This window comes from Tateyamaria sp. ANG-S1, from assembly GCF_000814025.1.
In the GTDB taxonomy this organism is placed as follows: domain Bacteria; phylum Pseudomonadota; class Alphaproteobacteria; order Rhodobacterales; family Rhodobacteraceae; genus Tateyamaria.
Genome location: NZ_JWLL01000006.1, coordinates 1 through 21,255, shown reverse-complemented (window position 1 = coordinate 21,255; position 21,255 = coordinate 1). Strand labels below are relative to the sequence as shown.

Here is a 21,255-nt window from a genome sequence, read left to right as displayed (position 1 = left end):
TGCGAAGATCAGCACCCTTTGTGCGTCCCAAGGCCTGACGCACCGGCGCAGAACGGTGCAGTCACTGCCAAAGTCCTGATCAAGAGACAACGATATACGCCCTATCAGGCGACTTCGCAGCGGACTTCTGAAAGGCATCCCGTCACCGACGCCATTGTCGGGCGGCACGTTCGACGCAGGAGAGAACCATGCGCCCGATGTGCCCCACATCCGCCCTTGAAATCGAAGCAAGAGATAGAGAAATTTTCGAATTTTTTGCCGGAAAACTGCGTGTGGCCCAAACGTAGGTGATGCCGCACCAGGACCTTACGACCATAAAGCGGTTTGGGGTGGGCTATGAACGAACGTTGCAGCACCTCGCTCACAGCAGACGTCAGGCAGGTACCTCTATCTTGATTGAAGACAAGACTTCCACGAATTGGTTTGATTGACACCATCATTTCTTGCAGCGACCCTGCACAAGCTGATCCGCAACACCGAACCGCAATGGCCTACAGTGACGGGTAAAAAAATGGCTAAATCGCCGCCTCTGATCATCGAACAGCCATCCAAAACCGTTTGCCGCCCTGCAACATTCTACTGCAAAATGGGCGTTACGCTGGATGGGCATCTCAGCTTTGAGCACCTTGCAAAGCCGCCCTACTATCCACCTCGTGGAATACTCGCATCGCCCGAAGAGTCACCGCTTTTTGACATTCAGGCCATGCCACCAGAGGTTGGCCCGCAGTGGATGCATGCGCGTTTCTTGGAGACCGAAGAGAACCTTGCCCAGTACGCAAGCGATCTGAAGTTGGTTGCGGATTACGTGGTTGAGCACATACCGGATTTATTCGCGTGGCCGCCCTTTGGTATTGTGTCTGAACGCGCCCGCTTACTGCTTGATGATATAGACCCTGATGGCAGCATTTTCCTTAATGTCAGTCTGACGAAATCGGATGGTTCACCTGTGCCTGGACGGTATTTTCATTGGATTCAACGCAATATACTCATTCCGCGCGAAGATCGCGCCCGAAAGCCTTTGAAGCCTCACCGCTTACCCTTTTCCGGGCCTTTCTCGAGGCCACGGGTGGCTGGGGAGCTGGTCAATAAAGACGCTCTGCGCCTCTATCTGCAAAGACTTCCATTTTGGTGCCTCCATCTCAATTTCCTCTATCCGGTTTTTAGTTCTTCCTGCTTCGAAGAATTGAAGATGGCCGGGTTGACGGGGCTTGTTGAAAATACGGCGGAATTCGCAGGTGATCGAAAACTGCATGAGAGCATTGGACACATTGTTTGACACCCGGATGAAAACGGCCTGACCCGTTCGGGCCGTCGCCAGCCCTTGCCCACTTTGGTCCCATTGCCTAACAACAGCGGCAATGACATTGACCTGGCGCCATGCGCGAGAAGCGGGAGAGAGACATGACCGACGGCCCCAAATACGGCTTTGACACCCTTCAGATCCACGCCGGTGCCCGGCCAGACCCGGCAACAGGCGCGCGGCAGACGCCGATCTACCAATCGACCGCCTTTGTCTTTCGCGATGCCGAACACGCCGCCGCCCTCTTCAACCTGCAAGAGGTCGGCTACATCTACTCCCGCCTGACGAACCCGACCGTTGCCGTGCTGCAAGAGCGCGTCGCCACGCTCGAAGGCGGCGTTGGTGCCGTCTGCTGCTCATCCGGTCACGCGGCGCAAATCATGGCGCTGTTCCCGCTGATGGCACCGGGCCTCAACGTGGTGGTCTCCACCCGCCTTTACGGTGGCACGGTCACCCAGTTCAGCCAGACCATCAAACGTTTCGGGTGGGAAGCGACTTTTGTCGACTTTGACGATCTCGACGCGGTCAAGGCCGCCATCAACGACAAGACGCGCGCCGTCTTCTGCGAGGCGATCGCGAACCCCGGCGGCTACATCACCGATCTCGACGCCATCTCGGCCATCGCCGATGCCGCTGAAATCCCGCTGATCGTGGACAACACCAGCGCCACGCCATACCTGTGCCGCCCCATCGAACATGGCGCCACGCTGGTCGTGCACTCCACCACCAAGTACCTGACGGGCAACGGCACAGTCACCGGCGGCGTGGTTGTGGATTCGGGTACCTTCGACTGGTCGGCCAACGACAAGTTCCCTTCGCTCAGCGCGCCCGAACCGGCCTATCACGGTCTCAAGTTTCACGAGACCTTCGGCCCGCTCGCCTTCACCTTCCACGGCATCGCCATCGGCCTGCGGGATCTCGGCATGACCATGAACCCGCAAGCCGCCCACTACACGCTGATGGGGACCGAGACCCTGTCGCTGCGTATGGACCGGCACGTGGAAAACGCGCTCAAGATCGCCGAATGGCTCGAACAGGACGACCGCGTCGACTACGTGACCTACGCAGGCCTCAAATCCTCGCCCTATTACGACCGCGTGGCCAAGATCTGCCCCCGCGGTGCCGGCGGCCTCTTCACCTTCGCGGTCAAGGGTGGCTACGACGCCTGCGTGAAACTGGTGAACGCGCTGGAAATCTTCAGCCACGTGGCCAACCTGGGCGACGCACGGTCGCTGATCATCCACTCGGCCTCCACCACGCACCGCCAGCTCACGGCAGAACAGCAGCGCGCCGCAGGTGCCGCACCCGAAGTGGTCCGCGTCTCCATCGGGATCGAGGATGCAGACGACCTGATTGCCGATCTCGACCAGGCGCTGTCAAAGGCGGCCAGCTGATCACAGAAAGGGCGCAGGCCATCCACCTGCGCCCTTTGTCCTACCCGGTCCTGCTTCAAAACCCACACAGCGTCGGCGCGCTTAAACGACACGACACGCGCCAAACATCGGCCATGCGAACCACGCACACCACCCTAAGCGCAGCATCGACCCGTCCGAATTCCCTGTTTCAAAAAATCCCGGGGACGTCGCCAACGGCGACGGGGGCAGAGCCCCTAAAACATGATGTCGCGCATCAGCGCGGCCTTGGGATCACGGCTCCAGCGCGAACTGCATCGACACCCGCGCCGTGACCAGCAACTCGCCCGCTGCAATCGGCACATCGGCAGACCGGGCGGCGGCCGCAAACATCTCCGGCCGCGGCCCCTCCACACCTTCACTCAGGCTCAGAACAGGACCCAGCGTCAGGTCGGCGGCCCCACTCAATTCGGCCGCCTTTTGCATCGCATCACGCACCGCGGCCGCACGGGCCTCTGCCTCCACCGTGCTGGAATCCTGCAGCTCGAAGCTAAGCCCGTTGAACGTGTTGGCGCCCACGGCCAGCACCTCATCCAGTATCTCGCCCAGCCCATCCAGATCGCGGACACGGACCCGTACGGTATTTCGGGCCTCGAACCCGGTGATGGTACGCTCATTTGAATCGTAAGCACTCCAAACTGGCCCGACACTCAGCTGCGCGGTCTGGATGTCCCGCACGGCCACGCCACGCTCTAACAATGCGTTGATCAGGGCCGTCGCGTCCTCACTCACCTGCGCCATGGCAGCACCCGCAGTCTCATCGACATGCACAACACCCAGCGAAATCACGGCCATATCCGGGGCCACAGCCACCTGCCCCTCACCGGTCACCGACAACACCGGCATCTCGCCCTGCTGCGCTGCGGCAAAGGGGGCGAGCATCATCCACAATGCGACTGTTGCAAAAGGCAGTTTCATAAATTCCTCCACGTCAATGCTATGGTTAAAGCTGTATACTCGGCCCGGCGTGAACAAGCAGCTCACGCGGCTTTTTCTTTGCATGCGCAAAGACCTGCTTTATCTTTGCCCCACTGGCGCGGGGTGTTTCAATCCGCGCGACCAATTGGTATGGGCCAGACATGAAGCCTGAATTCGCGCTTTCCTTGTCATTCGACGGGATCCGCCTGCTGCATCGCGCAGCCGGGGGGTGGCGAGACATTGGGTCAGTCGCGGTCAACACCCCCAGTCTGTCCGATGGTCTACTTGCACTTCGCGAGAAGGCGCTGAACGTAAAGGCCGAGCGCCTGCGCACGAAACTGATCATCCCGGACGAGCAGATTAAATATCTGAGCATAAAGACCGGGCACGTGGACGATGCGGCGCGTCGTGAGGCGGCACAAAACGCGCTCGAAGGCGCAACGCCCTACCCGGTCGAAGCGCTGGCCTACGACATCTCGGCAGAGGGCGAAGTATCCCATATTGCAGCTGTCGCACGCGAAACGCTGGCCGAGGCAGAGGCGTTCGCGGTTGAGCACGAGTTCCACCCGGTCAGCTTCGTTGCAGCACCGCAAGATGCGGGTTTTCTGGGTGAGCCGTTTTTCGGCGAAACCGCCCATGCCCGGTCGATCCTGGGTGAAGAGGCCCGCGTAGAACCGGACGGCATCCGCGTTGTTGTGCTGCCGCATCTCAATGGCGATGAAGAACCCCAGGCCACACTAACGCAAGCCGAGCCAAGTACGAGCATTGCCGCAGAAGCACCAACAGCAGAAAACGACGCGACAGAACAAAACGACGCGAACGTATCTGACGGCGAAGACGACCGGGTTGAGACATCGCATGACCTGCCTTTGAAGGGTGATAGCGACACAGTTCCACCACAGAACACATCGGAAAAGACGCCGGACTCGCCAAACAAAAAGGTGCCGGACCTGCCGAAGCCTCTGGCGGACGAGCCCAAGGTTATTGCCGACCAAACCGGACCAAAGGCGGTTTCAAAGCCTTCTCAGTCGGATAACCACATAGACGACGAAAACCCGTCAGCCCCACCCAAAGATGACAGCGAGAGCGACGAACGCCCATCGCTCACCGGCTTTGCGACGCGCCGCCGCCCCACTGACCTTGCTAGCCCCGCAACTGCGCTTGGCGGTGTCACACGCACCCCACCAAAAACGCCCGCAACGCCCCGGCTGACCATCACGGAACCAGCCTCGGACACGCCGCCACCGCCGTCTCTCAGCCCGCAACAGATTGCGGCCCGGAGTTTGCGCGCCGCCCCTCCGATCGAAGGCACGGCAGAAGTGCAGGGCGAGCCGGAAACACCACAGGAACCAAAGCGCAAGACCGGTTTCCTGTCGCGCCGCAAACCCCGCCACACACCCGCTGCGACAGACACCGTCACACCCAACCGCGCGGCACGAACAGCAACAGCCAGCGCGTCGACTGCCGAAGCGCAGCAGATGACTGTCTTCGGGGCCCGCAGCGATGTCGAAGTGGGTGGGAAGCCGCGCTTTCTTGGCCTCATCCTGACAGTCATCCTGCTGGTGTTCCTTGCAGGTGTCGCAGCCTGGGCCTCGGTCTTCCTCGATGACGGCTTGGCCAAGCTCTTTCCCAAACGCGAGCGTACGCTGGCTTCCACGCTGCCCGCCGACACTGCGCAGTCACTGGCCGAGGATGTGGGCGCAACGGTGGACCTGGAACCCTCTGCCCAAGGTGGGGATGACCTGATCATCGCATCGCTGAACGAGGGGTTGTCCGATGGCCTGACCTCGGAAGATGCCGCCGTTCTCGACGCACTGCGCAACCCGCAACCGGATCCGGCAGCACAACCCGAACTGGACCAGGCAGCGCTTGAGGCGCGCTATGCGGTCACCGGCATCTGGCCCAAGGCACCGCAGGTACCGCAAGAGCCCAGCGGCCTGATCCAGCTCGAAGATCTCTATGTCACCGGCATCGATCCGGTCAGCCCCGCACTCGACGCCATCGCATTGCCGGAGACCGAGGGGTTTCTGACCGACGTGGCCCTGCCAGACGTCGCCTCCCCCCCGGCCGCCGGAACAGACTTTGCATTTGACAGCAATGGCAAGGTGATCCCGACCGAAGAGGGCGCGCTGACCCCGGACGGGTTCACCGTTTTCCTGGGCCGCCCGCCCCTCGTGCCACCCGCAGATCCACGCGATCCGGCGGCAGGCACGCCAGAAGAGCCGGATGCCACTCCCGCACCGGACCTGCAGCAACTGGCAGAACAGCGCCCGCGCGCACGGCCCGGCAACCTGGTGGAACAGAACGAACGCGCGACCTTGGGCGGCCTGTCACGATCCGAACTGGCGCAACTGCGCCCCCGCTTGCGTCCGGCCGCCCCGCAAGAGGTGGAAGCCGCCCCTGATCCCGAAACAGACGCCGCCGCTGTGGCCGCCGCCGTCGCAGAAGCCGCTGCCCCCATCAGTCCACTGGCGACAGCGCAGTCTTTCCGACCACAAACGCGCCCCCGCAATTTCGAGCGCACCGTCGCCCGCGCCTCGCGCCCAGCAGCCACCGCACCGCAACAAGTGGCCGCTGTAGCCCCGCGCACGGTTGCACCGTCCATTCCCTCCTCGGCGTCTGTCGCGCGTGAGGCCACCGTGCGCAACGCCATCAACCTCAGCCGCGTGAACCTGATCGGAGTCTATGGCACACCGTCCAACCGCCGGGCTCTGGTCCGGTTGCGGAACGGGCGGTATCAGAAAGTCGCAGTGGGCGACCGCTTTGATGGCGGTCGTGTGTCGGCCATTGGCGACAGCGAGTTGCGCTACCAGAAAGGTAACCGCAACCTCATCCTCAAGATGCCGAACTAGTCGGAAACCGCTGCCGTTTCCGGTGGTTTTCCGACGCTGAAAACCGCCCCGCACCGGAGTTTGCGCCAAATTCCAAACGGTTTTCGCGCCGAAAACCGGTCACTCAGCCGCCAGTTCCCCATTGTTGATCTGCTCCTGTTCGATGCTCTCGAACAGCGCCTTGAAGTTCCCCTCGCCAAAGCCGTCATCGCCCTTACGCTGTATGAACTCAAAGAAAATGGGCCCGATCACTGTCTTGGAAAATATCTGGAGCAGGATCTTGGTCTCACCCCCATCCACGACCCCCTCGCCGTCGATCAGGATACCGTGGCGCTTCATCCGGTCGATGGGCTCTTCGTGCCCCGCGACCCGCTCCTTGGACAGATCATAATACGCATCGGGCGGCCCCGGCATGAACTTCAAACCGTTCTCGGCAATCGCATCCGTGCTGTCGTAAATGTCGTCCGACCCCACCGCGATGTGCTGAATCCCCTCACCGTTGTACTTCTTGAGGTAAGCCACGATCTGCCCCGTCTCCCCGCGATCCTCATTGATCGGAATACGGATACGGCCGCAAGGCGAGGTCAACGCACGCGAAAACAGCCCGGTAAACTTGCCCTCGATATCAAAGAACCGGATTTCCTTGAAGTTGAACAGGTCTCCGTAAAACCGGAACCACGTGTCCATGTTCCCCTTGTGCACATTGTGCGTCAGGTGATCGAGATAGAAGAACCCCACGCCACGCGGCTTCGACTGCGCCAGCCACTCATATTCGTCGTTGTAAGGCGACGTCTCATAATACCGATCCACGAAATAGATCAGGCTGCCTCCGATCCCGTAGATCGCAGGCACATCCAGCACCTTGCCAGCACCTTCATAGGGCTCGGCCCCCAACTGTACCGCCCGCTCGAACGCATGCTGCGCATCAACCACGCGCCAGCCCATCGACGGCGCACAGGGCCCGTGTTCCTCCACAAACCGCGCCCCAAAACTGTCCGCCTCGGCATTCAGCACATAGGTGATATCCCCCTGCTGCCACAGCTCGATATCTTTGGACCGATGCCGCGCCACCTTAGCGTACCCCATCCGGGCAAAGAGCGCGCGCAGCTCCTCCGGCTCGGGATGGGCAAATTCAACAAATTCAAACCCGTCCGTGCCCGCCGGGTTCTCGGCGTTGATGACGGATTTCGGGGCATTGTGCGGGAACGGACCCATTGGACGACCTCCAAATCTGAGTTACCCCTGAATATGGCGGCTCTTGCCCGCGGCATCTGCGCGTATTCAAGCGCACATCTTTTCATTTACGCACGTTTCCCGCACAATGCCTCGAATTTCCGCGAAAGCCCCGCACATGCTCGACCATATCGACACCCGCCTGCTCGCCGCCCTGCAAAAGAACGCGCACCTGACGGCACAAGAACTCAGCGACATGCTGCACCTCTCGGCCAGCCAGGTTGGGCGCCGCCGCCAAAGGCTCGAAGCCGAAGGCTACATTCAGGGCTACATCGCCCGGCTCGACGCCAAAAAGCTGGGGCTCGGCGTCCAGGGCTTCGTCCAGGTGCACCTCGCCGTTCATGGCCCCGAACACGCCAGCAGCTTCGCGCGCCTGATCGATACGCGCCCGGAGGTGACAAGCGCCTGGACCATGACAGGCGATGCCGACTATCTCCTGCGGGTCTATTGCGCCGACCTCGCCGCGCTCAACGTCCTGATCCATGAGGTGCTGCTGCCGCACCCCGCCGTCGCCCGCGTGCACAGCCAGATCGTGATGGACCAGCTCAAACGCGACGGCCCGCTGCCCACGTAAAACTGCCAACGCATCGCGCGCCCGGCGCGCCGCACCCGCAAAATCGGCCCCATACCAAGGGGTCGGGTTGTATTTCCAATGCAGCACGGCATGGTGGAGGACAAGACCGCCAAGGACAGGGTCCACCATGGAAAGTTTTCTCTACCAGGCCTCAATCTACCTTGCCGCCGCAGTGATCGCGGTGCCCATCGCGGCGCGGCTCGGCCTCGGCTCAGTGCTGGGCTACCTCGCCGCCGGGATCGCCATCGGCCCCGTACTGGGCCTTGTCGGGGCAGAGACCGAAGACCTGCAACACTTCGCCGAATTCGGCGTGGTGATGATGCTGTTCCTCATCGGCCTCGAACTTGAACCGCGCGCACTCTGGGACATGCGGCACAAGCTGCTGGGGCTGGGCGGCCTGCAGATCGTGCTGTCAACACTGGCCATCATGGGCGTGGCCATGGCCTACCACCAGCCGTGGGGCATTGCGCTCGCCATCGGGCTGACCCTATCGCTGTCATCCACCGCCATCGTCCTGCAAACCCTGTCGGAAAAGGGGCTGATGCAAACCAGTGGCGGGCGTTCCGTCTTCTCGGTGCTGCTGACGCAGGACATCGCCGTCATCCCCTTCCTCGCCTTCCTGCCCCTGCTGGCCGCCACGGTTCCTGTCCAGATGAACGCCGACGGCTCCATCTACCGCGCCAATGGCGACGGGCACGGCGGTGACCACGGCCACGGTGCCACGATGAGCCTGGTCGAAGGGCTGCCCGGCTGGGGCGTGACCCTCGTTACCATCGCGGCGGTGGGCGCCGTGATCCTCGCCGGTGTCTTCCTCACCCGCCCCATCTTCCGCTTCATCCACGCCGCCCACCTGCGCGAGATGTACACCGCTCTCGCCCTCCTGATCGTGGTATCGATCAGCTTCCTGATGATGCTGGTGGGCCTGTCCCCCGCCCTCGGCGCATTCCTCGCAGGGGTTGTACTCGCCAGCTCCGAATTCCGGCACGAGCTTGAGTCGGACCTTGAACCCTTCAAGGGCCTGCTTCTGGGGCTCTTCTTCATCACCGTTGGCGCAGGCATCAACTTCACCCTGCTGTTCGAAGACTGGCCCGCCCTCATCTCGATGGCGATCCTGGTGATCGCGATCAAGGGCGCGCTGCTCTATTGCCTCGCCGTCGCGTTCAAGATCCGGGGCCGCGATCGCTGGCTCTTCACCCTCGGCCTCGCCCAGGCGGGCGAGTTCGGCTTCGTCCTCGTCGCCTTCTCCGTCGCCCAGGGTGTCATCCCGCAATCCGTCGCCGAGACCCTGCTTCTGGTCATCGCATTGACCATGCTGATCACACCACTGCTCTTTATCATAAACGAGCTGCAATCACGCCGCATGAGCGATGCCGGCGGCGACATTGAAGCAGATGACATTGACGAGGAAGGGCCCGTTATCATCGCAGGCATCGGACGCTTCGGCCAGATCGTGAACCGGCTGCTGCAAGGCTCCGGCTTCAACACCGTCGTGCTCGATCACGACATGGAAACCATCGCGCTGATGCGCCGCTTCGGGTTCAAGGGGTTTCTGGGCGATCCCAGCCGCCCCGACATCCTGCATGCAGCGGGCCTGCACACCGCGCGCATCCTTGTCGTGGCGCTCGATGACAAGGACGCGGCCACCCGGCTTGTCGCCTACGCCCGCAAGACCCGGCCCGACATCCACATCATCGCCCGCGCCTATGATCGGGTGCATGTGTACCGGCTCTATCAGGCGGGAGCAGACGACATCGTGCGCGAGATGTTTGACAGTTCACTTCGCGCCGGACGCTACGCGCTCGAAAAATTAGGTCTCACGGATTACGAAGCGGCGGAAGCTGAACGGGTCTTCTACGCCCACGACCGCGATGCCGTCCGGCAATTGGCCGAGGTCTGGGACCCGAACATCCCGGCTTCCAAGAACGACGCCTATGTCGAACGGGCGAAAAGCCTCGAACAATCGCTCGAAGCGGCCCTGTCGGCGCGGCAAGAGGAACCCAAGCGGGCGTAGTCTCGCGTCACGGGGTCGGCGGGTGGGCGAATTGGCAACGCCAAGAGAGCACCCACCGACGCTACCCGTCGGACACACCCGCCTCGGCAAAGGTCGCCATGCCTGAATGGCATGCAATCGCGCCCTTGAGCACCCCAATGGCGAGTGCGGCCCCGGAGCCTTCGCCCAAGCGCAATCCAAGGGACAGCAAAGGCTCTTTTCCAAGAGCTTCCAGCATCCGGCCATGGGCCCCCTCGGCACTCTGGTGCCCGGCCACCACGTGATCCAGCGCCCCCGCTTGCGTCTTTTCCAGACAGGCGGCAGCCGCCGTGCAGATGAAACCGTCCATAATCACCGGGATACGCAAGCTGCGCGCCCGCGCGATGGCACCCGCCATCCCAGCGAGCTCACGCCCACCCATACGCATCAGTACGCCCAGCCCGTCCGTCGCCGCCCCATGGGTCGCGAGCGCGTCAGCCACGACCTGCACCTTCAGCGCCAGCGCATCGCCTTCAACCCCGGTGCCACGGCCCGTCCAGTCGCCCGGATCGCCGCCAAAAAGCCGCGTCGCAATGGCGGCAGCCGAGGTCGTGTTGCCGATCCCCATCTCGCCCACGACCAAAAGGTCCGCACCTTCATCCACCGCGTCCCATCCCGCGCGAAGTGCGGCAACACCCTCTGCCTCTGTCATCGCAGGGCCTTCGGTGAAATCCGCAGTGGGCGTTTCCAGATCCAGTGGCACCACATCCATCCGCGCGCCAAAGGTCTTGGCAAGCTGGTTGATGGCCGCGCCACCATGTTCGAAATTCGCCACCATCTGCACCGTGACCTCGGGCGGAAAGGCTGACACGCCCCGCGCCGCAACCCCGTGGTTGCCCGCAAAGACAATAACCTGCGGCGCTTCAATCGACGGCCGGGGATTGCCCCGCCAGCCCGCATACCACTGCGCCAGATCCTCGAGCCGCCCGAGCGCGCCGGGCGGTTTGGTCAGCTGCCCGTTGCGATCTGCCGCCCCCGCTGCCGCGTCCTCGTTAGGACCGGGCATGTCGGCCAAAAGCGCGCGCAGCGCATCCAAACTGTCGAAGCTCATGGAATGTCGTCCTTGCCTGTTGGTGCACCGGTCTTTACCCAAACGGGGCGCACCCGCAAGTCAGGACCGGACATGCAACAGAATGATTCCGACATGGGCCGCTTTGGGCACCTCTGGGACATTCCCGCAGCACTTGTGCTGCTGACCCGCCTGCCAATGCCGCCGCTGCCCGATCACGCCTTTGCCCACGGCGCGCGCGCGGTCTGGGCCTACCCGCTGGTCGGGCTGGTGCTAGGCCTGATCCTGTCTGTGCTGGGCGTCGCGCTGGCTGGGCTCGGTCTTCCGACGATGGCCGTCGGGGGCATCCTGCTGGGCGCGCTCATCATGCTCACCGGGGCCATGCACGAAGACGGGCTGGCCGACACGGCAGACGGGCTTTGGGGTGGGCACAACCGTCAACGACGGTTGGAGATTATGAAGGACAGCCGCATTGGCGCCTACGGCGTGCTGGCGCTGATCGTGGTGATGGGCCTGCGCTGGATTGGGCTGGCGGAGGTGAACTGGGCGGGGATCGTTGCCGCGCTGATGTTGAGCCGCGCGGCGATGCCGCCCTTGATGCTGGCCCTGCCCCATGCGCGCAGCAGCGGGTTGTCACATGCGGTGGGGGCCGCGTCGCTCGGGACGGTGATCGTGGCAGTTTTGATTGGGGTGGTCGGAGCCATGCTTTTGGTCGGGATGCCGGGGCTCTTCGCTGCGCTCATCGCGGGTGCTGTGGCACTGGCGGTGGGGCTGATCGCGCGGGCCAAGATTGGCGGGCAGACGGGTGATATTCTGGGGGCGACTTGCGTGCTGAGCGAGATGGCTGTGTTGCTGACGCTGGTTACCATCGCATAAAAAAGAAACGTGTCCCCGCGGGGACACGTTTGATTTCAACGACTTGCGATTTTCGTTAACCAGATTTTAAGCAGCAATCCGGCTGCTGAGCACCTCGTCCACCTCTTTGGCGGCGGCGATCTCGTCACCACCGGACACGGCAGCCACTTCGCGCGTCAGACGCTCGAGTGCCGCTTCGTAAAGCTGACGCTCGGAATAGCTTTGCTCGCGCTGGTCATCGGTACGGTGCAGGTCGCGGACAACTTCTGCGATGGCGATCAGATCGCCCGAGTTGATCTTTTGCTCGTATTCCTGCGCCCGGCGGGACCACATCGCGCGCTTGACCTTGGCCTTGCCCTTGAGGGTCTTCATGGCCTGGCTGATCACATCGGGGCTCGACAGCGCCCGCATCCCGATCTCGGTCGCCTTGTTGGTGGGGACACGCAGGGTCATCTTGTCCTTTTCAAAGGTGATGACGAACAGTTCCAGCTCGATGCCGGCCACTTCCTGCTTTTCCACCGAGGTGATCTGGCCCACGCCATGGGCGGGGTAGACCACGTATTCATTGGGGCGGAAGTCGAGTTTCTTAGATTTTGTCATTCCTGATCCTCATAACGACGCAGAACGCCAGCTTTTTGACAGTCAAAACCGCATCAGGCGGGGCAGCAATTGCCACGTCTTGGTGCGGTTTGTGTCAAATTTTCAAGCAGACCGGTCAGCAGTGCGACAGGTCAGGCCAGCATCCATCTGTCTGTTGTCACAAAACCATAGCATAAAAATGAGGGATTCGAAAGTTTACCCAAAGGAAACTTTCAGAAACCCCTGATTTTCCAAGCCAATACGTCTCGATATTTCAACGCCGACCCTTGGTAAAACCGATTCGAAGGCTCAGCCGCCCTCGCCCGGCTTTTCCGAGAACAGCTCCATCTTGCCCTCTTTGCCGTCCATCTCCTCGGCGGAGGGCAACGGGTCCTTCTTGGTGATGATCACCGGCCACATCTCGGAGTATTTCCGATTGAACTCCACCCACTTCTCCATATCCGGCTCCGTATCGGGGCGGATGGCGTCGGCGGGGCATTCGGGCTCGCACACACCACAGTCGATGCACTCGTCCGGGTGGATCACCAACATGTTCTCCCCCTCGTAGAAGCAGTCGACCGGACACACTTCGACGCAGTCGGTGTATTTACAGGCGATGCAGGAGTCGTTGACGATATAGGTCATAAGGGGTGTCTCATCTGGTCGGGCATAGCTTAGCTAAAGGAGTGGGCGCTATCATTCAAGATGGCGTGACCGGGAAAGATCAGCTTGCCGTCTGTCTTTCTTGGTCGGACGTCCTTTTCCTTCAAAGCGCGGATTTTCCGGAACGGGCGTTTCTTTTGGCGGCGGTGGCGGGGACATATCGGTGTAAAGCGCCTGCGCTTCGGGCGCTGGTCCCCGACGATTTCCGATGGCTTTGACCTCAATCACCCGGACCACACGACCTTGTGAAAAGGTCAGCACGTCACCGGGGCTGATCGTGGTGGCGCGTTTGGTGACACGCTCGCCATTGACCCGCACATCACCGGCAGCGACGCGGGTGGCCGCAAGCGACCGCGTCTTGAAGAAGCGCGCAAACCACAGCCACTTGTCGAGCCGCAGTTTGCCCGCCTCGTCCGGCACTTACTTGTCGTCCTTCAACCCCATGAGGGCGGCTGCAAAGGGGTTATCGGGGTCGATCGCCTTTTCCTTCTTCGGCGGCCGAGCCGAGAAGTTCTGTGGCTTGTTGCCGCCGTCGCGGCGCGGGCCCTTGCCCTTGGGTTTGCCTTTGGGACCACCCTTGCCGCCTTGATTCTGACGCCGGTTGCCGCCCTGGTTCTGGCGGCGGTTGCCACCCTGATTGCGACCCCAGGTGAAGGTGTAGAACACTTCGATTTCTGGGCCAGCGGCGGCTTCATCTGGCGCAGTGCCGGGGTCAATTTCGGTTTCGGAGTTGGCCGGGATATCTGCCGGGACCTCGGATGTCTCCGCAGGTTCCTCGATCACAGGGGCCTGACCCGCATCTGCGATGTTTTCCGTGCCTTCGGACACATCCGCCGGTGCGGGTGTTTCGGTCGCGGCTTCTGCCGTTTCCGCGTCGGCCGCATCCATCACGGGCTGATCTGTGGCGTCCGGGGTCGCGTCGGCCGAGACAACTGCGTCAACAGGCTTGACCTTTTCCCGCTCGCCCTTATCGGCCTTATAGCCCAGCCCTTCCATCAATGTGGCGAACTGTTCCAGCGTCATGCCGGTGATCGACAGCATGTCGGCCTTGGCCTCGAACCCGCCGCGCGAATCCTCTGCCCGCAGCATGTCGGCGAGCCGTTCCAGCATGTCGATGCGGATCGCCCGCTCGCCCGCGTTGCGGTAGCCCGACATGGTGTCGGTGTCGCGGGGTCCCCCTGTCATGGCAGGCACAGTAACGAGGCCGGGGGGCGGAGATTCGGGGAATTCCGAGAGCCCCTGCGCCAGCGACCACAGCACCAGACGCAGGCGCGTGGGTGCAGGTTTCAACAGCAGCGGCATGAAAATGGTGAATTGGCCAAAGCGGATGCCATGCTTGCGGAGCAGCCCGCGTGCGTCCTGATCCAGTGCTTTGACGTCATCGGCGACAGTTGCACGGGGCAAAACGCCCATGGCTTCGACCATCTGGAAGGCGAAGCCTTTGGCGAGGCCGGTCAGCGCCTCATCCTTCTGCATGGCGATCAACGGCTCGAACAGGGCCGCAACCTTGCGGTCGATGAAGTGTTGCAGGCGGCGCTGCACCTTTTGCGCAACCTCGGGGCCTGCAACATCGTCGACAAACACCTCGACCTGCGGCTTCAGCGCGTCCGGCCCAGCCACCAGCTTGCCCACCGCAGAGCTGCCCCACATGAGCCCGCCCTGTTCGGTGAAATCCAGTTCGGTGTCCGGCGCGTTGTAGAACCGGTCGGCCCGCAGGTGGAAATGAGGGGCCAGCGCCTGCAGCGCTGCGGTCTTGATCGTCTTGGCTTCGGCCGCGCCTGCCCCCTTGTCCTGGGAAAACCGGAACCCGTCCAACTTGCCGACGAACTCGCCCTCGACAGTCACTTCACCTGCGTCGTTTACTTCGGCCACCATGGCCTCCTTCTGGCCTAGCCGGCGCAAGAGCACGCTCGTGCGCCGGTCTACAAATCTTTGCGTCAGTTTCGCGTGGAGCGCGTCTGACAAGCGGTCTTCTACATGGCGGGTTTCGTCCCGCCAATGACTTTCATCATCTACCCACCCTTTGCGCTGCGCGACATAGGTCCATGTGCGAATAAACGCCAATCGCTTGGAAATGGCGTCGATATCGCCGTCAGAGCGGTCGATGCGCTTGATCTGGCGCGCCATCCAGTCGTTCGGGATCGCGCCGCGTTCGTGCAGGTAGCGGAAGATAACATCGAGGAGCGCGGAGTGTTCCTGATGCGAGATGCCGCGGAAGTCAGGGACGCGGCAGACGTCCCAGAGCAGGCGGACCGATTGGGCGTCGGTGCAACGGGCGGTGATTTCGGCGGAGTCCGAGAGGGACTTGAGCGCTTGCAGGTCATCAGCTTCGCGCGCCTTGACCAGCACCTCGTGATCTGAGGGCGCCTCTAAGCTGCGGATCAGCGCGTCGATGGTGCCGAATTGCAGGGCGTGGTTGCGCCATTGCAGCTTTTGCAGGGGCGTGAACCGGTGGTCCATGATCGCCTGCGCCACGCCATCATCCAGCGGGCGCGCGTCGCCCGTCACTCCAAAGGTGCCGTCCTTTTGTCCCCTGCCCGCGCGTCCCGCGATCTGGGCCAGTTCGTTGGGCGCGAGGGGGCGCATCCGCCGTCCGTCGAATTTGGTGAGGGAGGAGAAGGCGACGTGGTCGATGTCGAGGTTCAGACCCATGCCGATAGCATCGGTGGCGACGAGGAAGTCGACCTCGCCGTTCTGGTACATGTCCACTTGCGCATTGCGCGTGCGGGGCGAAAGCGCGCCCATGACGACCGCTGCGCCACCCTTTTGGCGGCGGATCAGCTCCGCGATGGCATAAACATTATCAACCGAGAACCCGACGATGGCCGAGCGCGGGCGCATGCGGCTGATCTTTTTCTGCCCCGAATAGACAAGCTGCGACATCCGCTCGCGCCGCATGAACTGCGCCTGCGGCACAAGCGCGGCAATAGGCCCGCGCATGGTGTCGGACCCAAGAAACAGCGTTTCATGCAGGCCACGAGCGCGGAGCAACCGGTCGGTAAACACATGCCCACGCTCAGGATCGGCACACAACTGAATCTCATCGACGGCCAGGAAGTCACAGCCCATGCCCTCGGGCATCGCCTCAACCGTGCAGACCCAGTACTGCGTGCGGGGCGGCACGATCCGTTCTTCGCCCGTAACCAGTGCTACGACCGATGGGCCGCGCAACGCGACAATGCGGTCATAAACCTCCCGCGCCAGCAAACGCAGCGGCAGGCCCATCACGCCCGTGCGATGGCCCAGCATCCGTTCGATGGCATAGGTGGTTTTGCCTGTGTTGGTGGGGCCGAGAACGGCCACCACCCGCGCGTCGCCCGACATGGGCTGTCCCCCGGTAACTCGTCAGAGCGTGCGGCCGATGCCCTCGGCCTTGAGCCGCTCAAGCGCCTTGGTGGCGTTTTCATGGTGCGGATGCAAGTCGAGAACCTGCCGAAAGGCCTGTTCGGCCCGCACGGTGTCGCCGAATTCCTGGAACATGACGCCCAACCCGAACATGGCGTTGTAGTTGTCAGGGTTCAGCGTCAGCGCCTTTTCCAGATCGCTCAGCGCCGGGCCATAAAGGTCCTTCATGTAAAAGGCGGTGGCACGGGCATGCCAGCCTTCGGCAAAGTCCGGCGCATGGTCGATCAGCGCGGTCAGGTGCTCAATGGCGATGTCCGGTTGCTGCTCTTCCAGCGCATCGCGGCCCCGGCGCAGCAGCATATCAAGCGCGGTGGAACCGGATTGCGACCAAACCCGCTCGATATCGCGGGTCAGCCGGATCGCCTCTGCCTTTTCGGCGCTCTGCAACGCCTCCAACATCTCGTCAACCGACGATTGCGCAACGGCAGGTAAGGAATTCCCTACTGTAAGTAAAAGTGCCGTGACGACAGGGTAGAGTTTGCGTGTGCGTGTGCCCATAACAGGGAATGTAACAGGCCGGCCCGCGAAATCCAGAGACTGCACCGGCCCCAGACCGAAAAGGGCATCAAAGATGAGTGACACAGTGACCGAAGCCGTGGCCGTGCTGAACGAAAAACTGGCAGGCGCCGATTTTGACGGCACCGCCAAGTTCGACATCGAAGGCGAAGGCGCGATCATGATGGACGCCAGCGGCGCACGCGCGGCAGACGAGGCGGCCGATGTGACCCTGTCCGCCGATGCCGACACGTTCCGTTCGATCCTCGAAGGCGACACGAACCCCACATCCGCCTTCATGACCGGCAAGCTCAAGGTCGATGGCGACATGGGCATGGCCATGAAACTGGCGTCCGTCCTCGCCTGATGACATTCGAGGCCGCCCCCCTTTTCACGGATGTGCACCCCGCACCGCTGCAAGGTTCCGCCTACTGGCTCAGGGCCGAGGACGGTGTGCGCATCCGCATAGGCTGCTGGCGGCCCGATGGCGCCAAGGGAACAGTGCTTATGTTCCCCGGACGCACCGAATACGTTGAAAAATACGCCCCCTCTGCCGGGGCGTTGGCAGAGCGCGGCTTTGCCACCATCGCGGTGGATTGGCGGGGTCAGGGCCTGGCCGACCGGCTGCACGAAGAACGGCGGCTGGGTCATGTGAACGAGTTTTCGGACTATCAGCGCGACGTGACTGCCGTGCTTGAGGCCGCACGCACACTCGGCATGCCGGAGCCCTATTTCCTGCTGGGCCATTCCATGGGCGGCTGTATCGGCTTGCGGGCGCTCTATCGGGGGCTGCCCGTGAACGCGGCGGGCTTTACCGGCCCGATGTGGGGCATCCGCATCTCGCCCCACCTGCGGCCCGTGGCCTGGGCTTTGGGCCACATGATGCCGGTGATCGGGCAAGGCCACCGCCTGCCCCCCGGCACCATCATCGACAGCTACGTGCTGACGTCGGATTTCGACGACAATGTGCTGACCACCGATATCGAGATGTTCGATATGATGCGCGACCAGCTCACCGCGCATCCCGAACTCGCCCTTGGCGGCCCCAGCTTTGTCTGGCTGCGCGAGGCGCTGCAGGAAACGCTGGCCCTGTCCAGGCTGCCGGCCCCCAACCTGCCCTGCGACACGTTCCTCGGCACGAATGAGCGCATCGTCCATGTGGGCCGCATCCATCAGCGCATGGACAGCTGGGATGACGGCAACCTGCATCTGCTCCAGAACGGTGAACACGAGGTGCTGATGGAAGACACCCGCACCCGTGCCGGTATCTTCGACACGCTCGCCCACAGGTTCGCCGACGCCGCCTGAGGCTGGTCTGACCCTGCGGGCATGCTAGGTTCGCTCGCATGAGCGCGCTGACCTTCACCCCCGCTGGCATCTACTGCCCCGCTGGCGACTTCTACATCGACCCGTGGAAGCCCGTGGACCGGGCCCTGATCACCCATGGCCACGCCGACCACGCGCGCTGGGGGATGGAATCATATCTAGCCACAGATATCGCCGCGCCCGTCATGCGCCACCGGTTGGGCGATGTGTCCATCGACACGGTGCGTTACGGTGAGACGCTGACCATCGGCGGGGCCAAGGTCTCTTTCCATCCCGCAGGCCACGTGCCCGGCTCCGCCCAGATCCGGGTGGATGTCGCGGGTGAGGTCTGGGTTGCATCCGGCGACTACAAGGTGGTCGATGACGGGCTGTCCACGCCGTTTGAGCCGGTGAAGTGCCACCATTTCATCACCGAAAGCACCTTTGGCCTGCCGGTGTTTCGCTGGCAGTCGCAGGATGTGATCGCGGGCCAGATCAACGACTGGTGGGCGGGGTGCAAGGCCGCAGGCAAGACCGCGTTTCTCGGCTGCTACGCGCTCGGCAAAGCGCAACGGCTCATGTCGATGCTGAACCCCGAGATCGGCCCGATCCTGACCCACACCGCGATCGAGAACACCAATGCCGTGATGCGCGCGCAGGGCATCGCGCTGCCCGATACGACCCAGGCCGGAGCTGATTTCGATCATAAAGCCCATCCCGGTAGCCTTGTGCTGGCACCACCCTCGGCGCTCGGTTCCGCATGGGCGCGCAAATTCGGCGCGCAGGAAAACGCCTTCGCCTCCGGCTGGATGGCCCTGCGCGGCATCCGGCGACGGCGCGCAGGCGACCGCGGCTTTGTCATCTCCGACCACGCGGACTGGTCGGGCCTGCTGTCTGCAATCAAGGAGACGGAAGCCGAAAACATATACGTAACACACGGTTACACTGAAATCTTCACCCGCTACCTGAACGACCAAGGCTGGAATGCACAAGTCCTCCAAACCGAATTTGGCGGCGAAGATGCCGAGGACGAAGCCGCATGAAACGCTTCGCCGCGCTGTTCAACGCCATCGACCAATCCACCAAGACAACGGTCAAGGTCGCAGCCCTCACCGACTATTTCCAACAGGCCCCGGAAGAAGACCGCATCTGGACCATCGCCATCTTCTCGGGCCGTCGTCCCAAGCGGGCGGTCAACACCACGCGCCTGCGGGAATGGGGGGCGGAGGTCGCTGGCATCCCGCTCTGGCTGTTCGAAGAAGCCTATCCCATCGTCGGCGATCTGGCTGAAACAATCGCGCTGGTCCTGCCACCGCCAGAAACCGAGACCGATCACGGTTTAACGCATTGGATCAACGCCTTGCGCGACCTTGCTCAAGTGGAGGAGCCTGAACGCAAGGCTTTTGTCCTCGACGCATGGGCGTCCCTCGACCCTACCCAACGCTTCCTCTTCAACAAGCTCCTCACGGGCGGCTTCCGCATCGGCGTCAGTCAAAAACTGATGACCCGCGCGCTGGCCCGCGCCACAGGCAAGGACGAGGCCGAGATGGCCCACCGTCTGATGGGCGACTGGGACCCGGCCACAACCACATGGGCACAACTGATCGAAGAAGACGACCCCGCCGCCAACGCCTCGCGCCCCTATCCGTTCTACCTCGCCTACGCTTTGGAGGACGCACCCGAAGACCTCGGCGACCCAGGCGACTGGCAGGCCGACTGGAAATGGGACGGCATCCGAGGGCAGTTGATCCTGCGCGGCGGCGAACATTTCGTCTGGTCCCGCGGCGAAGAGTTGATGACCGACCGCTTCCCCGAACTGGCCCGCGCCCGCGACTTCATCCCCGACGGCACCGTGCTCGACGGCGAGTTGCTGGCATGGGGCGACAATGCCCCCCAAAACTTCAACGCCCTGCAAAAGCGGATCGGGCGCAAGACGGTGCCAAAGAAGCTGCTGACTGAGGCGCCCGTGATCCTATACGCCTACGACCTCCTCGAATGGGAGGGCGCCGACATGCGCCAAAAACCGCTTCAGGAGCGCCGTGCAACCCTCGAAAACCTCTGTCAAAACCTACCAATTGACGCCCCTGTCAAACTCTCCCCAACGGTCCCCTTCGACACATGGGAAGCACTGGCTGACACCCGCACCACCGCCCGCGACGCGCAGGCCGAAGGGCTGATGCTGAAGCGCAAGGGCAGCCCCTACCTCACGGGCCGCAAAAAAGGCGACTGGTGGAAATGGAAACTCGACCCGCTCACCATCGACGCCGTGATGATCTACGCCCAGTCCGGCCACGGGCGGCGCGCAAACCTCTTCACCGACTTCACCTTTGCCGTCTGGAAAGGCAACGAACTTGTCCCCTTCACCAAGGCCTATTCGGGCCTCACCGACGAAGAATTCCGCAAGATCACCGCCTGGGTTAAAAAGAACACCCAGCAACGCTTCGGTCCCGTCAGGCAGGTCACACCGCATCACGTCTTCGAAATCGCCTTCGAAGGCATCCAGGCGTCCACACGGCACAAATCGGGGGTGGCGCTCCGCTTTCCGCGCATGTCACGGTGGCGGCACGACAAACCCGTGTCCGAGGCGAACAGCCTCGACGATCTGAACGAGATGCTGAGCATTTATGGATAGCGCCCCACCGCCCCC

Annotated in this window: 18 protein-coding genes; 10 read left to right on the top strand and 8 right to left on the bottom strand. The window is 62.5% G+C overall.

Features of this window, described 5'->3' with window-relative positions; genetic code table 11:
- The first annotated feature begins 427 nt into the window (after positions 1–427).
- Together RA29_RS11320 and RA29_RS11315 are read left to right on the top strand one after the other, a co-directional pair.
- On the top strand, positions 428–1,276 hold the full coding sequence (locus RA29_RS11320) for a DUF1629 domain-containing protein (protein ID WP_039686099.1): 849 nt from the start codon (positions 428–430) through the stop codon (positions 1,274–1,276).
- 125 nt (positions 1,277–1,401) lie between these two features.
- Complete coding sequence (locus RA29_RS11315; RefSeq protein WP_039687669.1) at positions 1,402–2,694, top strand: O-acetylhomoserine aminocarboxypropyltransferase/cysteine synthase family protein; 1,293 nt, start codon at positions 1,402–1,404, stop codon at positions 2,692–2,694.
- 252 nt (positions 2,695–2,946) lie between these two features.
- Here RA29_RS11315 and RA29_RS11310 read toward each other — a convergent pair whose 3' ends face one another.
- Entirely contained in the window at positions 2,947–3,630 is a 684-nt protein-coding gene (locus RA29_RS11310) for an SIMPL domain-containing protein (RefSeq protein WP_039686097.1), read from the bottom strand.
- A 161-nt stretch (positions 3,631–3,791) separates the two neighbouring features.
- On the opposite strand from RA29_RS11310, the gene RA29_RS11305 reads away from it, so the two are divergent.
- On the top strand, positions 3,792–6,482 hold the full coding sequence (locus RA29_RS11305) for a hypothetical protein (protein ID WP_039686095.1): 2,691 nt from the start codon (positions 3,792–3,794) through the stop codon (positions 6,480–6,482).
- A gap of 99 nt (positions 6,483–6,581) precedes the next feature.
- Here the strand turns inward: RA29_RS11305 and hppD are convergent, their stop codons facing one another.
- Positions 6,582–7,676 (bottom strand): 4-hydroxyphenylpyruvate dioxygenase, encoded by a 1,095-nt coding sequence (hppD, locus tag RA29_RS11300; protein WP_039686093.1) that lies wholly within the window; start codon positions 7,674–7,676, stop codon positions 6,582–6,584.
- Positions 7,677–7,812: 136 nt separating this feature from the next.
- Here hppD and RA29_RS11295 point away from each other — a divergent pair, with 136 nt between their 5' ends.
- Complete coding sequence (locus RA29_RS11295) at positions 7,813–8,268, top strand: Lrp/AsnC family transcriptional regulator (RefSeq protein ID WP_039686091.1); 456 nt, start codon at positions 7,813–7,815, stop codon at positions 8,266–8,268.
- Positions 8,269–8,395: 127 nt separating this feature from the next.
- Positions 8,396–10,279: a cation:proton antiporter gene (locus tag RA29_RS11290; protein WP_039686089.1), complete on the top strand. Its 1,884-nt coding sequence runs from the start codon at positions 8,396–8,398 to the stop codon at positions 10,277–10,279.
- Between the two features lie 61 nt (positions 10,280–10,340).
- Here RA29_RS11290 and cobT read toward each other — a convergent pair whose 3' ends face one another.
- Complete coding sequence (cobT, locus tag RA29_RS11285; RefSeq protein ID WP_039686088.1) at positions 10,341–11,348, bottom strand: nicotinate-nucleotide--dimethylbenzimidazole phosphoribosyltransferase; 1,008 nt, start codon at positions 11,346–11,348, stop codon at positions 10,341–10,343.
- Positions 11,349–11,420: 72 nt separating this feature from the next.
- On the opposite strand from cobT, the gene cobS reads away from it, so the two are divergent.
- Entirely contained in the window at positions 11,421–12,182 is a 762-nt protein-coding gene (gene cobS, locus RA29_RS11280) for an adenosylcobinamide-GDP ribazoletransferase (protein ID WP_039687667.1), read from the top strand.
- 66 nt (positions 12,183–12,248) lie between these two features.
- On the opposite strand, the gene RA29_RS11275 is transcribed toward cobS, so the two are convergent.
- From RA29_RS11275 to RA29_RS11255, 5 genes are all read right to left on the bottom strand, one after another.
- A complete protein-coding gene (locus RA29_RS11275) occupies positions 12,249–12,761 on the bottom strand; it encodes a CarD family transcriptional regulator (RefSeq protein WP_039686086.1) in 513 nt (170 codons plus the stop codon).
- A 288-nt stretch (positions 12,762–13,049) separates the two neighbouring features.
- Positions 13,050–13,385: a ferredoxin FdxA gene (gene fdxA, locus RA29_RS11270; RefSeq protein WP_039686084.1), complete on the bottom strand. Its 336-nt coding sequence runs from the start codon at positions 13,383–13,385 to the stop codon at positions 13,050–13,052.
- A gap of 51 nt (positions 13,386–13,436) precedes the next feature.
- Positions 13,437–13,823 (bottom strand): RNA-binding S4 domain-containing protein, encoded by a 387-nt coding sequence (locus RA29_RS11265; RefSeq protein WP_039686083.1) that lies wholly within the window; start codon positions 13,821–13,823, stop codon positions 13,437–13,439.
- Complete coding sequence (locus tag RA29_RS11260; RefSeq protein ID WP_039686081.1) at positions 13,824–16,727, bottom strand: helicase-related protein; 2,904 nt, start codon at positions 16,725–16,727, stop codon at positions 13,824–13,826.
- A 21-nt stretch (positions 16,728–16,748) separates the two neighbouring features.
- Positions 16,749–17,390: a tetratricopeptide repeat protein gene (locus RA29_RS11255; protein WP_241462591.1), complete on the bottom strand. Its 642-nt coding sequence runs from the start codon at positions 17,388–17,390 to the stop codon at positions 16,749–16,751.
- On the opposite strand from RA29_RS11255, the gene RA29_RS11250 reads away from it, so the two are divergent.
- Genes RA29_RS11250 through RA29_RS11235 form a run of 4 tightly spaced genes read left to right on the top strand, consistent with a single transcriptional unit; the run spans position 17,380 to position 21,240 of the window.
- Positions 17,380–17,670 (top strand): SCP2 sterol-binding domain-containing protein, encoded by a 291-nt coding sequence (locus RA29_RS11250; protein WP_039686077.1) that lies wholly within the window; start codon positions 17,380–17,382, stop codon positions 17,668–17,670. The two genes, RA29_RS11255 and RA29_RS11250, sit on opposite strands and share 11 nt — an antisense overlap.
- Complete coding sequence (locus RA29_RS11245) at positions 17,670–18,611, top strand: alpha/beta hydrolase (protein WP_039686075.1); 942 nt, start codon at positions 17,670–17,672, stop codon at positions 18,609–18,611. Before RA29_RS11250 ends, RA29_RS11245 begins: the two co-directional genes overlap by 1 nt.
- Positions 18,612–18,649: 38 nt before the next feature.
- Positions 18,650–19,651: a ligase-associated DNA damage response exonuclease gene (locus tag RA29_RS11240; protein ID WP_039686074.1), complete on the top strand. Its 1,002-nt coding sequence runs from the start codon at positions 18,650–18,652 to the stop codon at positions 19,649–19,651.
- Entirely contained in the window at positions 19,648–21,240 is a 1,593-nt protein-coding gene (locus RA29_RS11235; protein WP_039686071.1) for an ATP-dependent DNA ligase, read from the top strand. The genes RA29_RS11240 and RA29_RS11235 overlap by 4 nt, the downstream gene beginning before the upstream one ends.
- Positions 21,241–21,255 lie beyond the last annotated feature (15 nt).

Bases quoted from the DNA above. Each gene is read 5' to 3' on its own strand.
- RA29_RS11260 (WP_039686081.1), bottom strand. From the start codon at position 16,727: ATGTCGGGCGACGCGCGGGTGGTGGCCGTTCTCGGCCCCACCAACACA.
- RA29_RS11305 (WP_039686095.1), top strand. From the start codon at position 3,792: ATGAAGCCTGAATTCGCGCTTTCCTTGTCATTCGACGGGATCCGCCTG.
- RA29_RS11275 (WP_039686086.1), bottom strand. From the start codon at position 12,761: ATGACAAAATCTAAGAAACTCGACTTCCGCCCCAATGAATACGTGGTC.
- RA29_RS11290 (WP_039686089.1), top strand. From the start codon at position 8,396: ATGGAAAGTTTTCTCTACCAGGCCTCAATCTACCTTGCCGCCGCAGTG.
- RA29_RS11315 (WP_039687669.1), top strand. From the start codon at position 1,402: ATGACCGACGGCCCCAAATACGGCTTTGACACCCTTCAGATCCACGCC.
- cobS (WP_039687667.1), top strand. From the start codon at position 11,421: ATGCAACAGAATGATTCCGACATGGGCCGCTTTGGGCACCTCTGGGAC.
- cobT (WP_039686088.1), bottom strand. From the start codon at position 11,348: ATGAGCTTCGACAGTTTGGATGCGCTGCGCGCGCTTTTGGCCGACATG.
- RA29_RS11310 (WP_039686097.1), bottom strand. From the start codon at position 3,630: ATGAAACTGCCTTTTGCAACAGTCGCATTGTGGATGATGCTCGCCCCC.
- RA29_RS11295 (WP_039686091.1), top strand. From the start codon at position 7,813: ATGCTCGACCATATCGACACCCGCCTGCTCGCCGCCCTGCAAAAGAAC.
- RA29_RS11235 (WP_039686071.1), top strand. From the start codon at position 19,648: ATGAAACGCTTCGCCGCGCTGTTCAACGCCATCGACCAATCCACCAAG.
- fdxA (WP_039686084.1), bottom strand. From the start codon at position 13,385: ATGACCTATATCGTCAACGACTCCTGCATCGCCTGTAAATACACCGAC.
- RA29_RS11250 (WP_039686077.1), top strand. From the start codon at position 17,380: ATGAGTGACACAGTGACCGAAGCCGTGGCCGTGCTGAACGAAAAACTG.
- RA29_RS11245 (WP_039686075.1), top strand. From the start codon at position 17,670: ATGACATTCGAGGCCGCCCCCCTTTTCACGGATGTGCACCCCGCACCG.
- RA29_RS11240 (WP_039686074.1), top strand. From the start codon at position 18,650: ATGAGCGCGCTGACCTTCACCCCCGCTGGCATCTACTGCCCCGCTGGC.
- hppD (WP_039686093.1), bottom strand. From the start codon at position 7,676: ATGGGTCCGTTCCCGCACAATGCCCCGAAATCCGTCATCAACGCCGAG.